Raw genomic sequence first — 15517 nt, forward strand, 5'->3', positions numbered from 1 at the left:
CTGGACCTGGAGCGTAGCGGTCATGGATAGATAAAGCGATTGACCACGCCTTCGAGCATTTCCTGGCGGCCACTGACGGCTTTTGGGTTGAGTTCATGGCTAAAGGCATGCTCGGCCAGCGATTCCAGGCTGAAGTCACCGCCGAGTACGGCACGCCCGAACGATTGGTCCCAACCAGCATAACGCTGGGCCTTGAACTGCTCGAGGGCATCGTTCTGGACCATGGCGGCTGCGCGTTCCAGGGACAACGCCAGCACGTCCATCGCGGCCACGTGGCCATGGAACAGGTCCACTTCATCCAGGCTTTGGCGGCGCACTTTAGAGTCGAAGTTGTAGCCGCCACCTTTGAAACCACCGGCCTTGAGCACCTCGTAGGTGACCAGGGTCAACTCCTCGACACTGTTGGGAAACTGGTCGGTGTCCCAGCCGTTCTGTGGGTCGCCGCGGTTGGCGTCGATGCTGCCGAAAATCCCCAGGGACGCGGCGGTGGCGATTTCATGATGAAAACTGTGGCCGGCGAGGGTGGCGTGGTTGGCCTCGATGTTGACCTTGATCTCTTTCTCCAGCCCGAACTGATGCAGGAAGCCAAACACGGTGGCGCTGTCGTAGTCGTATTGGTGCTTGGTGGGCTCCTGTGGCTTGGGCTCGATAAACAGCTCGCCGGTGAAGCCGATCTTGTATTTATGCTCGACCACCATGCGCATGAAGCGCCCGAGTTGTTCGCGCTCGCGCTTGAGGTCGGTATTGAGCAGGGTCTCGTAGCCTTCGCGGCCGCCCCACAGCACATAGCTGGAACCCTTGAGGCGGTGAGTGGCGTTCATCGCGCTGAACACCTGAGCCGCCGCATAGGCAAACACCTCGGGGTTGGGATTGCTCGCGGCACCGGCGGCAAAGCGCGGATTGCTGAAGCAGTTGGCCGTGCCCCACAACAGCTGGATGCCAGTCTCTTCCTGATGGCGTTCGAGTTCATCGACCATCTGCGCGAAGTGGTTGCGATACTCCGCCAGGCTGGTGCCTTCAGGGGCAACGTCGGTGTCGTGGAAACTGTAGTAGTCGATGCCCAGCTTGGAGAAAAACTCAAACGCCGCATCGGCTTTGCCGCGCGCCACCTGCATGGCTTCCCCCGGTTGCTGCCAGGGCCGCTGAAAGGTGCCGGAGCCGAACATGTCACTGCCGGGCCAGACGAAGTTGTGCCAATAACATGCGGCCATCCGCAGGTGCTCGCGCATCGGTTTGCCGAGGATCAGCTTGTTTGCATCGTAGTGCCGGAAGGCCAGGGGAGAGTCGCTATTGGGGCCTTCATAGAGGATTTTTTCGACAGCAGGAAAGTAGGGCATCGCCAGATCCTTGTTGTTATGAGTGCACGTTAACCTTGCCTCGATACTAGCAACGGCCCCCGGCCAACCGATTATGAAAATCACCAGAGCGGGGTTCGATTTTGAGTAGCTTTGGGCGCATAGTTGATTGACACCTCCCCTGGAGCCGTCCCTGTGAAAACCGTCCCGCCTGTGCACCGGATTGCCCTGCTGTTCAACGGCAACAAGATCTACGATCGCGGCATCATCACCGGGATCGGCAACTACCTGAGCAGTACGCGGGTGTCGTGGGATCTGTTTCTGGAAGAGGATTTCGTCTGCCGGCTCAAGGGCATCGAGCGCTGGCATGGCGACGGGATCATCGCCGACTTCGACGACCCGGCGATGGGCCCCGCGCTGGCGGGTGTGCATGTGCCGGTGGTGGCGGTGGGCGGGTCTTATGAAGATGAGCGGGCTTACCCACGGCATATTCCGTACGTGGCCACCGACAATTTCGCCCTGATCAAGCTGGCCTATGAACACCTGATCGAAGCCGGGCTGACGCGCTTCGCCTGTTTCAGCCTGCCGCAAGCTGATATCAACCGCTGGGCCCAGGAGCGCGAAAAAGCCTTTCGCCGCCTGCTGGAGCGCGATGGCCTGCCCGTGGAGGTGTATCGCGGGCTGGGCACCAGCGCACCGCTGTGGGATTCGGCGGTGGAGCAGCAGATCGCCTGGTTGCACAGCCTGCCCAAGCCCATCGGCATCATCGCGGTCAGCGACGCCCGTGCCCGGCAGTTGCTGCAAGCGTGCCTCACCGCCGGCATCCCGGTGCCGGAGCAAGTGGCACTGATCGGCATCGACAACGACCCGCTGACCCGCACCCTGACTCGCGTGCCGCTGAGTTCGGTGATCCAGGGCACCGAAAAAATGGGCCGCACCGCCGCACGCTTGCTGCACCAGATGTTGCATGGCATGCCGTCGGCGGGCAGCCAGATCCTGGTGCCGCCGGAAGCGGTCAACGTGCAGACCTCAAGCCTGCACCAACCCCTCGGCCATCCCTACGTGATGCAGGCGCTGCACTTCATTCGCCAGTACGCCTGCCAGGGCATCAAGACCGCCCAGGTCGCCAACTACGTCGGGGTGTCGCGTTCGTCCCTGGAAGCGCATTTTCGCAGCGAACTGAATCGCAGCGTCCACGACGAAATCCTGCGCTTCAAGCTCGCGGCGGCGGTTGCGAGCCTGGAAAATACCGGGGCCGGCATTGCTGATATTGCCTACGACTGCGGGTTCAAATCGGCGCAGTACCTGCACACGGTGTTCAAGCGTGAGTTCGGGTGTACGCCGAGGGAGTATCAGGTGGGGCAGGTTGAACGCGATTCGAACGATGTCATTTCTTTGTCGCCTTGAGTCCCTATTTTGTCCTGAGCCTTGCTCCAGAACCTCAAGGGATTGAATCGTCTTATGCCGACTCTTACACGCAGAAAGCTGCTGCAGGCAGCTGCCATCGGATCCGCCTACACCCTGTTGCCCGACTCCATTCGCCAGGCCCTGGCGATCCCCGCCAACAACCGTACCGGCACGATCATGGACGTCGAACATGTGGTGATCCTGATGCAGGAAAACCGCTCATTCGATCATTACTTCGGCACCTTGCCCGGCGTGCGCGGGTTCAGTGACCGCTTCACCATTCCGCTGCCGGGCGGGCACCGGGTGTGGGAGCAGCAGGGTGTCGGGCGGCGGATTTTGCCCTATCACCTGGACAGTTCCCGTGGCAACGCGCAGCGGGTCGACGGCACGCCCCATTCCTGGAGCGATGAGCATGCCGCGTGGGGCAGTGGCCGGATGAATGCCTGGCCGACGTACAAGACGCCCACCTCGATGGGCTACTACCGCGAGCCGGAAGTGCCGTTCCAGTTCGCCCTGGCCAACACCTTTACCTTGTGCGATGCCTACCATTGTTCGGTGCACGCCGGCACCAATCCCAATCGCCTGTTCCACTGGACCGGCACCAACGGCCCGACTGGCGCGAACGTGGCGGCGGTGGTCAACGAATGGGACGGCCCCGGTGCCGTGAGCGTGGGCTACACCTGGAAAACCTATCCTGAGCGCCTGGAAGAGGCGGGCGTGAGCTGAAAGATTTATCAGTACTTGCCGGATAACTTTGGCGACAACCCCTTGGCCGGATTTCGTCAGTTTCGCGCGGCCAGTGTCGCGGCCGGCAACCCCGCGGTGCCACCGAAGGACTTCAAAGACTTTGTGCCTTACAGCGACCAACTTAATGCCCGCGTGCCGCTTTACAAAGGCAACGGCAACACGCTCCCGGCCGTCAGCGGCAGCGACCTCGAGGCGATCATCCAGGGCTTTCGCAAGGACGTGAACGACGGGCGCCTGCCTCAGGTCAGCTGGCTGGTGGCCCCGGCCAATTACTCCGAACATCCCGGGCCTTCCAGCCCGGTGCAGGGTGGCTGGTTCACCCAGGAAATCCTCAAGGCGTTGACCGCTAATCCGGACGTTTGGAGCAAGACCGTGTTGCTGGTCAACTACGATGAAAACGATGGATTCTTCGACCATGTGCCGTCGCCATCGGCTCCATCCAAACGCCTGGACGGCAGCTTTGCAGGCAAGTCCACAGTGAAGTTCGACAGCGAAATTTTCACCCACCCGGCACCCCCCGGCACGACTCAGCAACCCGCACCCGACGGCGGCGTGTACGGACCCGGCCCGCGAGTGCCGATGCTGGTGCTGTCACCGTGGAGCCGTGGTGGCTGGGTCAACTCCCAGGCGTTTGATCACACCTCCGTGCTGCAATTCCTGGAGAAGCGTTTCCACGTACGCGAGCCCAATATCAGCGCCTGGCGCCGCGCCGTGTGCGGCGACCTCACCTCAGCCTTCAACTTCGTCAACCCCAACACCGAGACCCTGCCGCCGCTGCACACCATCAGCCGCCAGGCCGCCGACTCCCTGCGCCAACGCCAGGAGCAACTGCCCCAGGTCGCCCTGCCAACGGTGGGCCAGCAACAGGCGCCGTTCCAGGCGCGAATGGCCCGGCCCTCCCGAGCGCTGCCGTACCAGTTGAACGTCGAGGGCTCGGTTGACCGTCGCGCCAGCTCTGTGAGCCTCGACTTCTTCAACAATGGCGAACAAGGCGTGGTGTTCCACGTCTACGACCGCCTGCACCTGGACGAGGTACCACGCCGCTACACGGTAGAGGCCGGCAAACACCTCAGCGACACCTGGCAAGTCGCGGGTGCCTACAAGCTTTGGCTGTTGGGGCCGAATGGCTTCCACCGCTCGTTCAAAGGGCACCTACAGCGTCGCGAACCCGAGTTATCCCTGGCGTATCACGGCGACACCTTGCTGCTGACCCTGGTCAACCCCGGCAAGCGTGCTGCCTCGGTGACCATCGAGCGCTGCCCTTACACCAAGCAGGGGCCCTGGCTGCTGGAGATTGCGGGCGGCAGTACAGTGCAACGCACGTTCTCATGCCAGCCGAATGGGGGGTGGTATGACTTCAAGCTGCGTGACGAGCATGGTTGGGTGCGGCGAGTGGCGGGGCGCATCGAGACGGGAGCGCACAGTATCAGTGATCCGTTGATGGGTAAGCGGGTGTAAAAGGCTGTTGATCGCTGGGGGGATTTCGTAAGCCCTTTCCCTGTTTTCCGTAGGAGCAGGGCTTTCTCCCCATGCAGTGCTTGAAACAACACCGCCCTCGGCAATAGCCTCACGTTTTTCCTGAAACTGAGGCCCGGCATTGGGTAAGCGAAAAACGGTATGGCCCACGGAGCGGGAAGTTCGACTGCGCTTTATCCTGCTGGCAATCATTGAAACCGCCTCCAATCGAGGCGTTCCCATTGAGCGACTTTTGCTCTCGTACATTCTGCTGCGCAACAAGCCAACCCAAGAGCAACTGTGGGAGGCGATCAGCGATTGCCTGCTCCTCGATGAGATGAGCGGCTTTCGCTTTGAACCCGGGTCGGAAGCCGATCGGTTGATGCGCAACATCAGCAGCGAAACCGATCAGGCCTGACGAGCCACCAACATCGGCGTACGCGGCGGCACCCGGCGCTTGCTCCCTGTCGACTCATACGCCGACGCCAATTGCAGCAACGCCGAATCATCATAAGCCCGACCGGCAAAGGTCAGCCCCACCGGCATGCCAATGTCCGCCATAACGCCCATCGGCACCGTCACTGTCGGTACGCCCAGGTGGCGGATGGCGAGGTTGCCGTTGGCCACCCACACACCGTTGCTCCACGCGATATCCGCCGACGCGGGATTCACATCCGCATCCGCCGGGCCTACGTCGGCGACGGTCGGAAAAATCACCGCGTCCAACCCCAACTTATCCATCCAGTCTTCAAGGTCGATGCGCCGTGTCTGTTCCAGGCCACGCAGGCCGTCGGGCACGGTGCTGATCTTGTCCCACGGCGTGATGCCGCGCTCGGCCATGCGCACGTACTCGTCCATGCCGGCGGCCAGGTCGTCTTCGCGGTTGGGCAGGGTGCCGGGGTCGTGGGGGAAAATTTTCGGGCCGTCGACATCGGCCAGGCGGTTCAATGCAGGGTCATTGTTGGCACGCAGAAAATCATCGAACGCCCAGGCGGACAGTTCCCACAATTCATCGTGCAGAAATTCCTTCGACACCAGGCCTCGGGTAAACACTGTCGGTGCGCCCGGGCGATCGCCTTCGCAATTGGAAACGAGCGGGAAATCCACCTCGATCACTTCTGCACCGGCTGCTTCGAGCGCCTTGCGCGCGGCTTCCCACAAGTCAATGACCGAGGCGCGGGTGTTGATGCGCTGGCCGGTGGGGCCACCGATTCCCGGGTCGTCGCTGGTGCCGGCTTCGGGGTCGGCATTGATGTACATGCGTGGCACGCCGAAGCGTTTGCCGGCGAGCGCATCGCCGGTCGCGGCCAGGGCGCCATAGGATTCGGGGCGAACCGAAGCGACGCTGGGGATCGGCACCCAGGGTTGCATCCGCCACAGGTCGCCGCGTGTGTCGGGGTCTTCCGCCACTACCACGTCGAGCACTTCAAGCAGGTCGGCCATGGTCCGGGCGTAGGGCACGACCACGTCCATGGTCGGGGTCAGCGGCCAGTTGCCGCGTACCGAGATCACGCCACGGGACGGGGTATACGCACACAGGCCATTGTTGGAGGCCGGGCCGCGTCCGCTGGACCAGGTTTCTTCCGCCAGGCCAAATGCCGCGAAGCTGGCCGCAGTGGCCGTGCCGGCACCGTTGGAGGAGCCCGAAGCGAACGGTGCGGTCAGGTAGTCGGCGTTGTACGGGCTTTCGGCCCGGCCATATACACCGCGCTGCATGCCGCCATTGGCCATGGGCGGCATATTGGTCTTGCCCAGGCAAATGGCGCCGGTGGCCCGTAGCCGCTCAATGGTGAACGCATCGCGATACGCGGTCAGGTTGGCAAAAGCCGGGCTGCCGGAGGCGGCCGTGAGGCCCTTGACCAGGTAGCTGTCCTTGGCTGTATAGGGAATGCCGTCGAGCGGGCCGAGGATTTTACCGCTGGCCCGGCGTGCATCGGACGCGCGGGCTTCCTCCAGCGCTTGAGGATTGCGCACCACCACGGCGTTGAGGGCGGTGGCGGTGTTTGGGGCATCGAAGGCGTCGATTCTGGCGAGGTAGGCCTCTACCAGTTCAACCGCCGTGGTCTGGCCGGACTCTAGCGCAGCGCGCAGCTGGGCAATGGAAACTTCGGTTACTTCGATCACGTGGTTATCGCCGGTCAGAAAAGGGGAGGGGTTGAGTGCTGACTCAAGCCATTCAGTCAAAGTAGCTTACTGATAGATTTTTCATAGCGCCAGAGAATGGCATCCCTTACTGTGGCCCTTCAATTTCCTTATCGATAACGGTGCGGTTTATGTCCGATGAAGTGCGGCTTGTCGTCATCATCAATACCCAGCCTGGGCGGGGTGCGGACCAGTTGGCCGCCTTTGCCGGACTGGCGCCGCTGGTGCGGGCCGAAGCGGGTTGCATCCAGTACGACCTGCACCCGGTTGACGGCAACAGCGACAGTTTTGTGTTGATCGAGACGTGGGCTTCAAAGGCGGCGCTCAAGGATCACCACGCGGCCCCTCACATGCTGGAAGCCGCCAAGCACAACCCGACATTCCGTGCGGACCCCGCCAACGTACTGGTGCTGGAACCCGCCGTCCAGACGCCCTGACTTCAATCCGGCGGCTCCAGGGTTTATCATCGGCCCTTCATTTTTTGCTGCCCGGAAAGATCTCGATGTTGTTTACAAGGACTGTCATGGCGAGCGCACTGCTCGCCGTTCTGGCCACCCCGGCCCAGGCGTCCAACCTGGACCTGACCTACGAGGCGCCGGTCCTCAGCGCCGTACCTCTAACGCCCCAGGCTGAGCCCAAGCCGCGCTTCCCGGTCAAAAGCGTTGCGCCGGTGACCGTGGAAAACAGCTGCACCGGCCGCGAGTGCACCTACGAAGGCGACATCAGCCTGCCCCGTGAGGAGCAGACTGTGCGGCGGTTTTCCATCGGTATTCAATAAAACCAACGGGCGCCTCAGACAATCTCGTACCGAGGTGCCGGCTTACCCGTCTGCGTTGCCGCAAACAACGCACCCCGCGCCGCGTCATAGGTATCCCACAACGAACCATCGGCCACCGACGGCCAGGTGATCGTCTCACCCTGGTCAAGCCCGGCCAACGCCGCGTCCACCAGATGTTCGGTGGTCATGATCGACTCTTGTTGCAGGGCGGAAAGCGGAATGCCCGACTCGTCCCAGATCTCGGTAGCGGTAGACCCCGGCAACACGATCTGCACCTTCACCCCGGTTTCCGCCAGTTCCGATTGCAAGCCACGGCTGAACGCCAGGACATAGCTCTTGGTGCCGCTGTACACGGAGCTGACAGGCAGCGAGTGCACGGCCAACACCGACGCCACGTTGATGATCACACCTTCATTGCGCACGAGCATGCCCGGCAACGCCGCGTGGGTCAGGCGGGTGAGGGCGGTGATGTTCAAGGCGATCTGGGTCATGGAGTCCTCGACCGAGGATTGAGCCAGCGGGTGCAGGCGCGCCAGGCCAGCGTTATTCACTAGCACGTGGATTGCCGGGTTGTTGGCGAGCAGGCTTTCGACACGGGCGAGGTCGGCGGGGTTAACCAGGTCGGCACCGAGGGTCTGGACCTGCCGCCCGTGGGCTTGAGTGATCTTCGCCGCCAGGGCTTTGAGGCGGTCTTCGCGACGGGCGACCAGGATCAAATCGTAGCCGCGAGCGGCCAATCGGTCGGCATAATGACGAAGCACTGGCACCGATTGGCCTGAAGGCCACACAGGTCGGCTTGCTGGGTGAAATCACCCGGCTGGCGGCGGTCGATGAACATGGGGGGCCGACGTTGCAGGAACTGGCCGGACGCCTGGCGATCCTGATGTCGGCGCTGACCCATGCCATGAAGCCGCTGGTACGCGACGGGATTGTCGAGCTACGTCCGGACGCGTTGGACAAGCGCACCAAACGCTGTGTGCTCACGCCCAAGGGCGAAGCGCTGTTCAATGAGGCGCTGGTGTTCTGGGCGTCTGCCAACAACCGGGTGGAGGAGGTGCTGGGGCATGATTCGGCGGCGCAGTTGCGCGGCATGGCAGACCATGTGGCCTCCGAAGCGTTTTTGGCGGACTACAACGCTATGAAGGTTGACGCGTGAGGCGTGCTCTGCAGCGCAACGTGTCCCCCTTTTTGTACGTTATTTGAACCTTCGCTCCCCTCCACCTGATGCGCGGAAGCAGGGTGTCATTTCTTGGCGCCCTTCCATTTTCGATAGATCGATAAGGAAATTTCCGAAGCTAACGTAGGAAGTGTTCCGTGGGCCACAGGTTAGGTGGTGTTTAGCATTCTCCAGGCAAACAAAGCTTCTACAAGTTGTTGACGCATACACGCACAACGACTTGCTGAAGAGAGATGTTGTTCCTAGAGAAAGTGGAGCCCTACCTTGAAAAGTTTAACCAAAGTGATGTTGCCATTCGCTGGATTGATGGCGTTCAGCTCGCTTCAAACTGCAAGCGCTGCAAACGGAACCGTCAGTTTCACCGGTGAGATCGTTCAGTCGACCTGCGCGGTTGTTTCCGCTGATCAAACCAAAACGGTTGTACTGGGCAAGTACCCAACAAGCGCCTTTCCCAAGTCCGGCGCTACCAGTGGCGCTAAAGCATTCAGCATCAGCCTGGAAAAATGCGAAGCAGGTGATTACACGCTGCGCTTTGACGGTAATACGCCCACGGGTAACCCTAACCTGCTGGCCGTAACCGGTGGTGCCACGGGTGTTGGTGTGGAGATTCTCGACAACAACAGCGCCATAGTGCCGATCACTCAGGATGTCGTCGCACCTGCCAGTGTCACCGTAGCGGCCACAGGTGCCAGCCCGGGCACTGCTGTGTTCAATCTGCGCGCACGTTACAAGTCCTATCAGGATGCGGTAACAGCGGGGCAGGCCAACTCCAATGCCACGTTTACCATTCAATACAAGTAACTCTTTGGTTGTGGGTATTGGTGAGCCGTGAAAGTCTCATCGTTAGCATGAGTAGTTCCTATGAAAGTTGCAGTATGTTGTTCTCTGCTCATGTTCTCGATGAGTGCTTTTGCCGGTATTCAAGTGGGCGCGACGCGGGTTATCTATAACGGCGGCAATCAGTCTACTTCGTTGTCGCTGACCAATGACAGTGAAGACACCTATATGGTGCAGTCGTGGCTGGATACCGGTGACGCCACGCAAACTCCCAAAGGGTTGCCGATTGTGGTGACGCCGCCAATTTTGAAGTTGGCATCCAATAAGGAGGCGGTCCTGCGGTTTATCTATTCCGGGCAGGGCTTGCCGCAAAATAAAGAATCACTGTTCTGGATCAATGTTCAGGAAATACCGCCAGCCCCCAAGCTTGAGAACGTATTGCAGGTCGCCATACGTACGCGGATCAAGCTGTTCTATCGCCCGGCGGCGCTGCAAATCGACCTAAAAAAGCAGGCGCAAGCCCTTAAATGGCAGCGCAGCGGTGACGACATGGTGGTGACCAACGCCGGGCCGGCGCACATCACGCTGGGCATCCTGAACTTCGCCGGGAACGGCCAAAAAGCCTGCTCGCTCAATGGTGAAATGGTAAAGCCCGAGGACAGCCTGCGAATCACGTTGCCACCGACCTGCCGGATCGCCAATGAACTGTCGTTCAGCTTTATTAATGATTATGGCGGCCACACTGAAATCAAAGACATCAGGCTCGATCGTTAAGTCTGTCATGAGGTAGTTGTCGTGGTGTTTATCTCAACGCGCTTAAGTGTGGCTTGGCGTCATGCGAATTTGTCTTTTGTTTGCCTATTAGTGTGCAACAGTGGCGCTGCACAAGAACAATACAACGCCTCTTTCATCCGCGGTGATGATGCCGCTGAACTGGTTAATATGTTGGCCGCGGGCGACGATATTCTTCCGGGTACTTACCTGTTCGATATCTATTTGAACGGCCAGCCTATTGATCAGCGTGACCTGACATTTGAGCGACGCTTGAAAGACTCGGCCGTAGTGCCGTGTTTGACGATGAATGACTACCGTGAATATGGCGTGCAACTGCCAACTGTGCCTGAGGTTGCGGGCTGTTATGACCTGTTGGCCGTGCTGAGGGATGTGAAGCTTGGCATTGATGCCGGCATTCATCGCCTCGACCTGGATGTACCGCAGATTCATTTGGTGTCTCGTCCCCAAGGTTCGGTCTCGACAAAGCTTTACGATCAGGGCATTACGGCGGGCTATCTCAACTACAGCCTCAATGGCTCGCAAAGTAGTTACAACAGCAAGTCCGTACGCTCCGAGGCCGATTACTATTTTGCCAGCATCAACAGTGGCCTCAACCTAGGGGCGTGGCGCTTACGCAACGATTCGACAGCCGATAGGCAGGACGAAACCGGCACCCAATGGCGAAATATTGCCACGTGGGCCGAGACCGATATCGTGTCCTGGCGCAGCCGCCTATTGATTGGCCAGAGCAGCACAGGCAACTCAATTTTTGACAGTATTTCGTTCAACGGTGTGCAACTCTCCAGCAGCAGCGAGATGTTGCCGGAAAGCCTGCGAGGCTATGCGCCGGTTATTCGGGGCGTGGCGTCAAGCAATGCCCGTGTCGAAATCCGCCAGAACGGCTACACCGTCTACACCACCCAGGTACCGGCCGGCCCGTTTGCCTTGAGCGACGTATACCCAGGCACTCTCAGTGGCGATTTGCAGGTCACCGTGATCGAGGCCGATGGTTCAAAAACGCAGTTCACCGTGCCGTTTTCGGCGGTCCCCAACATGTTGCGCGACGGCATCAGCGATTACCAACTGACGGCGGGGCGCTACCGCGACGGGCGTAGTCATTATCAGCCCAACTTTGTTCAGGCTGGCCTGTCCCGTGGGATGACGAAAGACATCACACCCTATGGCGGCGTGCTGGTGGCCGAGAACTATCGTGCGGGTGTCGTCGGGCTTGGCAAGAACCTTGGCACTTGGGGCGCGCTATCGCTCGATCTGTCCCTCTCCGACACCGACCTGGCCGCTGGCGATAACAAGCGTGGCCAAAGTGTGCGTTTTCTCTACTCCAAATCTTTGAACACCTTGGGCACCGAGTTCCGCCTCGCGGGTTATCGGTATTCCACGTCTGGCTACTACGATTTTGCAGATGCCGTCGCGGAACGCGATCGCTGGGAGAGCGGCCTGTACCGGCACGATTACCTGGACGACAGTGAAGACTATCGAGGTGTGCCCGAGTGGACCGAGGCACGGCGCCGCAGCTATTACTCCGGCACGTTCAACAACAAACGCCAGCGCCTGGATCTGTCGGTCAACCAGCGCCTTGGGGCGGTATCGAGCCTGTACCTCAATGTCAGTAATCAGAGTTACTGGGGGACGACCGGGCGTGACCGCACTTTGCAGGTGGGTTTCAACAGTGCTTACAAGGACGTCAGCTATGGGGTCTTTGCCCAGGATACCCGCAGCAACATGGGCTACGGCGATCGCAGCCTGAACGTCACTGTCTCGGTTCCGCTGGGCGCAGGCTCGCGTTATATCAACTCGACTTCCAGCGTGAGCCACAGTCAGCGGGCGGGCAGCACCTACAGCACCGGCGTCAATGGCACCTTGCTGGACGACAGTCGTTTGAACTATGGCGTCCAGGCCAGCCAGAGCGAACAGGCAGGCGCCAGCAGCTCGGTCAACCTGGGCTACCAGGGCAGTAAGGGCAATATCGACTTCAACCACACCTACAGCAATCAGTACCGACAGACATCGCTCGGCGTTGCCGGCGGCCTGGTGGTGCATGAAGGCGGCGTCACCCTCACGCAGCCGCTGAACAACACGCTGGTGCTGGTCGAGGCCAAAGACGCCAAGGGTGTTCGCCTGGATAACCAGGCGGGTGCGGCGATTGACGACGCAGGTTTTGCGGTCATGACCTCGGCGATGCCCTACCGGCAAAACCGTGTGGCCCTGCGTACTGAAGACATCGGCAGCGGGCTGGAGATTCCCATGCCAGCACGGGACGTCGTGCCCACTCAAGGCGCCATCGTGCGCGTCAAATTCGAGACCCATCGCGGGCGTAATCTACTGGTACTCAGCCAGCGTCCCGACGGCTCGGTTCCGCCCATCGGTGCCAACGTATTTGGGCGCGATGGCAGGGCCAATGGCGTGGTGGGCACCCAAGGTGAAATATTCGTTTCCGGTGTCGCCGATGGCGATCGCCTGCTGGTGAAGTGGGGCAGCGAGGCACGAGACAGCTGCGCGCTGTTGGTCCCTGTTTACAACGGCAATCCGGTGCAACCCACCCAGGGTTACGACACCGTTTCACTGATCTGCGACCGCGTGCCAGAGGCTTGATGCGATGACTTTCACCTTCAATAAAACCCTTGGCCTGTTGTTTGCGTTGCTCTTGATGAGCTGGGCGCCCTACAGCTTTTCCATGCAGTGCACGGCGGTCACAGGCTCGAATGCGCCGGTCATTTCCATCGGTGCACCGATCAAGGTGCCGGCCACCGTCAAGGCGGGCACGGTGATCTGGCGCTCAACAACAGCTACTTACAGGCAACTGCGTTGTGATAGCAGCGAATCAGGTCTGAAAGTGAACATCTACGGCGATAACGCCAACTTCTACTGGGACCCGGATAAAGTCATCCCGGGCCTGGACAAGTCGCTTGAAGTGGGCATCACATACATGAATATCGATTACCCGCTCTACAACGGCTATGGCTTGCGCATAGGACCGGCCTTAACGTGTACGCCGTTCTGCAGTCCTGGTGAAACGAACCAGAACTTTCTCAGGCGCAATGTGTACATCGGCAGCAATCTGGACGTTACGTTTCAGGTGTACGTGAAGGCGACAGGCTTGCCACCGCCTGCCAGCGGCAAGATCACCAACAGTGGCACTTATCTGCTGTTCAAAGTGGGCGGTGACAAGGAACTGAATGCCGTACCCCCCGGCAACTTTGGTGGGCTGATATCGGGCTTGAACAATATCTCGTTTATCTCCTGCAAACCCACGATCAGTGTCGCGGGAACCAGCGGTTCAACGGTGAACTTTGGATCAATTTCACAGAAAAACGCGGCGGTGGGTAAAGTCGAAAAACAGCTGCCGTTCTCGGTCAACGTTGACATGAGCGGCGCCGACAACGGCCAGGCCTGCGCCGGCACCACCATGCAGGCGACGTTTAGTACGACGTTTCCCGTGCGCGACGGCACCACCCTGATGCCGACCAGTGACAGTGGCTTTGGCATCGTGCTGTCCAAGGCCGCGCCACCGAACACACCGATCGTCATGAACCAGGTCGTCAATCTGGGCCTGGTCAACGGCACCGTGGTGCAAAACCGATTCATGGCTGGCCTCAAATGGCTCAGCACCACGCCAAAGGTCGGCCCCTTCAACGCATCCGCCACCGTGGATGTGACGTTTAAATAACAGGTTTTTTATGGTTGGTTCGGTTTGTCGGGAGCATGTCTGATGATGTCTTTGCGGGTGTTGGTACTTGATGATCAGCTGTCGCGACGCAAGCAAACAGTAGAGTCGCTTAGCACCCTTGGGGTGCGGGCGATCTACCAGGCCAGTCGGTGTGACAAGGCCATGCAAGTTCTGCAACACGCCGAAGGCGTGGACATCGTCGTGTGTGAACTCAACAGCGAGAAGCTGGAGTATTTCGACTTTCTGCTGCTGGCGGCCAAGGCCGGGTTGGTCAGTGCCGTGGTGTTGTGGTCGCAACTGGAGCCGCAGCTGCACAGGGCCGTCGAGCGTATCAACCTTTTTTCCAGAATCAGCCTGATCGGTGTGATTGGACGCGACACTCCTGCCCAGGATCTGGAACTGATTTTGCGCAACTACACCCGGCGCAAAAGCTTATTGCGGTCGCTGCCCCACACGACGCTCAAGTTACCCTCCGAGCCTGAGGTCAAACAGGGGCTGGCATCCGGGCAATTCAAGGCCTGGTTCCAGCCCAAGTTCAACTTGGCCAGCCATGCGCTTTGTGGTGTCGAGGCATTGGTGCGGTGGGAGCACCCCAGTCGTGGGTTATTGCTGCCAAGGGATTTTCTTTCCGCAGTGCTGGCATACGACTTGATCGACGAGATGTTCAAGCAAGTGTTTGCCCAGGGGCTTGATCTGCTGGAGTCCCTACGCCTGCGAGGCTTGCAGTTGGAAGTCGCGTTCAACCTGCACGCGTCGCAGTTGGCCGGATTTGATTTACCCAACTTTGTCGCCACCGCGTTGCTTGAGCGCCAGCTACCCGGTAGCGCAGTGCTGTTTGAGGTTTCGGAAAACGGCCTGCTGGACATGAGCCTGGCGAGCATGAGCAGCCTGTTGCGTTTACAGCGCATGGGCTGCGGCTTGGCCATCGACGATTTTGGCGTGGGGTTTTCCTCGTTGACCCTATTATGCCAACTGCCGTTTAACCAGCTCAAACTGGATGCTTCGGTGGTCCAGGATCTGTCGGACCAGAGCAGCAGGGCGATGCTGGCCAGCACCATTGCGCTGGCTAAGGCGATGGAGATGAGCCTGGTGGTTGAAGGCGTCAGCAACCAGACGATTCAGGACACGGTGGTAGCCATGGGAGGCATCTTTGCGCAGGGCTTTCATTTGGCCAAACCCATGAGCGCGAGACGACTCAAAGAGTGGGTCGAGTGACCTGTCTGAAGAATGTGACAGAACCTGCAACCAAGTAAAAAATTATAAGAGGCGTTATCGGGCTG

13 protein-coding genes and 1 pseudogene are annotated in these 15517 nt (G+C 59.9%); 11 read left to right on the forward strand and 3 right to left on the reverse strand.

Features of this window, described 5'->3' with window-relative positions:
- Positions 1 to 20: 20 nt before the first annotated feature.
- On the reverse strand, positions 21 to 1337 hold the full coding sequence (xylA, locus tag AU074_RS23950) for a xylose isomerase (RefSeq protein WP_076016806.1): 1317 nt from the start codon (positions 1335 to 1337) through the stop codon (positions 21 to 23).
- A gap of 153 nt (positions 1338 to 1490) precedes the next feature.
- Between xylA and AU074_RS23955 the strand changes: the two genes are divergently transcribed.
- The 3 genes and pseudogenes from AU074_RS23955 to AU074_RS23965 all read left to right on the forward strand — a co-directional run bounded on the left by AU074_RS23955 (position 1491) and on the right by AU074_RS23965 (position 5322).
- On the forward strand, positions 1491 to 2702 hold the full coding sequence (locus AU074_RS23955) for a DNA-binding transcriptional regulator (protein ID WP_076016807.1): 1212 nt from the start codon (positions 1491 to 1493) through the stop codon (positions 2700 to 2702).
- A 54-nt stretch (positions 2703 to 2756) separates the two neighbouring features.
- A pseudogene (locus tag AU074_RS23960) lies at positions 2757 to 4907 on the forward strand (phosphocholine-specific phospholipase C).
- 139 nt (positions 4908 to 5046) lie between these two features.
- Positions 5047 to 5322 (forward strand): hypothetical protein, encoded by a 276-nt coding sequence (locus AU074_RS23965; RefSeq protein ID WP_076016808.1) that lies wholly within the window; start codon positions 5047 to 5049, stop codon positions 5320 to 5322.
- Here AU074_RS23965 and AU074_RS23970 read toward each other — a convergent pair.
- Positions 5313 to 7028 carry an amidase gene (locus tag AU074_RS23970; protein ID WP_076016809.1) on the reverse strand — a complete coding sequence of 572 codons (1716 nt, stop codon included), beginning with the start codon at positions 7026 to 7028 and terminating at the stop codon, positions 5313 to 5315. The genes AU074_RS23965 and AU074_RS23970 overlap by 10 nt on opposite strands.
- Positions 7029 to 7177: 149 nt before the next feature.
- Between AU074_RS23970 and AU074_RS23975 the strand changes: the two genes are divergently transcribed.
- Together AU074_RS23975 and AU074_RS23980 are read left to right on the forward strand one after the other, a co-directional pair.
- Positions 7178 to 7483: a putative quinol monooxygenase gene (locus AU074_RS23975; protein WP_076016810.1), complete on the forward strand. Its 306-nt coding sequence runs from the start codon at positions 7178 to 7180 to the stop codon at positions 7481 to 7483.
- 86 nt (positions 7484 to 7569) lie between these two features.
- Positions 7570 to 7824 (forward strand): hypothetical protein, encoded by a 255-nt coding sequence (locus tag AU074_RS23980; RefSeq protein WP_076016811.1) that lies wholly within the window; start codon positions 7570 to 7572, stop codon positions 7822 to 7824.
- A 14-nt stretch (positions 7825 to 7838) separates the two neighbouring features.
- Here the strand turns inward: AU074_RS23980 and AU074_RS23985 are convergent, their stop codons facing one another.
- Positions 7839 to 8591 carry an SDR family oxidoreductase gene (locus AU074_RS23985; protein WP_256576951.1) on the reverse strand — a complete coding sequence of 251 codons (753 nt, stop codon included), beginning with the start codon at positions 8589 to 8591 and terminating at the stop codon, positions 7839 to 7841.
- Between the two features lie 29 nt (positions 8592 to 8620).
- On the opposite strand from AU074_RS23985, the gene AU074_RS23990 reads away from it, so the two are divergent.
- The 6 genes from AU074_RS23990 (at position 8621) to AU074_RS24015 (ending at position 15452) form a co-directional block, all read left to right on the forward strand.
- The gene (locus AU074_RS23990; protein WP_256576952.1) at positions 8621 to 8980 is read left to right on the forward strand and encodes a MarR family winged helix-turn-helix transcriptional regulator; all 360 of its coding nucleotides are present in this window, start codon (positions 8621 to 8623) and stop codon (positions 8978 to 8980) included.
- Between the two features lie 285 nt (positions 8981 to 9265).
- Positions 9266 to 9802, forward strand: coding sequence for a fimbrial protein (locus AU074_RS23995; RefSeq protein WP_256576953.1), 537 nt, complete (start codon positions 9266 to 9268; stop codon positions 9800 to 9802).
- 60 nt (positions 9803 to 9862) lie between these two features.
- Positions 9863 to 10552, forward strand: a complete 690-nt coding sequence (locus tag AU074_RS24000; RefSeq protein ID WP_076016813.1) for a molecular chaperone — start codon at positions 9863 to 9865, stop codon at positions 10550 to 10552.
- A 90-nt stretch (positions 10553 to 10642) separates the two neighbouring features.
- The gene (locus tag AU074_RS24005; RefSeq protein ID WP_076016814.1) at positions 10643 to 13162 is read left to right on the forward strand and encodes a fimbria/pilus outer membrane usher protein; all 2520 of its coding nucleotides are present in this window, start codon (positions 10643 to 10645) and stop codon (positions 13160 to 13162) included.
- A 4-nt stretch (positions 13163 to 13166) separates the two neighbouring features.
- Positions 13167 to 14237, forward strand: coding sequence for a fimbrial protein (locus AU074_RS24010; RefSeq protein WP_076016815.1), 1071 nt, complete (start codon positions 13167 to 13169; stop codon positions 14235 to 14237).
- Positions 14238 to 14279: 42 nt separating this feature from the next.
- Entirely contained in the window at positions 14280 to 15452 is a 1173-nt protein-coding gene (locus AU074_RS24015) for an EAL domain-containing protein (protein WP_076016816.1), read from the forward strand.
- Positions 15453 to 15517 lie beyond the last annotated feature (65 nt).

The sequence above is a fragment of the Pseudomonas sp. ATCC PTA-122608 genome (assembly GCF_001952855.1).
Lineage (GTDB): Bacteria > Pseudomonadota > Gammaproteobacteria > Pseudomonadales > Pseudomonadaceae > Aquipseudomonas.

Coding starts and splice junctions, on each gene's coding strand:
- xylA (WP_076016806.1), bottom strand. CDS start 1,337: ATGCCCTACTTTCCTGCTGTCGAAAAAATCCTCTATGAAGGCCCCAAT.
- AU074_RS23975 (WP_076016810.1), top strand. CDS start 7,178: ATGTCCGATGAAGTGCGGCTTGTCGTCATCATCAATACCCAGCCTGGG.
- AU074_RS23980 (WP_076016811.1), top strand. CDS start 7,570: ATGGCGAGCGCACTGCTCGCCGTTCTGGCCACCCCGGCCCAGGCGTCC.
- AU074_RS24000 (WP_076016813.1), top strand. CDS start 9,863: ATGAAAGTTGCAGTATGTTGTTCTCTGCTCATGTTCTCGATGAGTGCT.
- AU074_RS24010 (WP_076016815.1), top strand. CDS start 13,167: ATGACTTTCACCTTCAATAAAACCCTTGGCCTGTTGTTTGCGTTGCTC.
- AU074_RS24015 (WP_076016816.1), top strand. CDS start 14,280: ATGATGTCTTTGCGGGTGTTGGTACTTGATGATCAGCTGTCGCGACGC.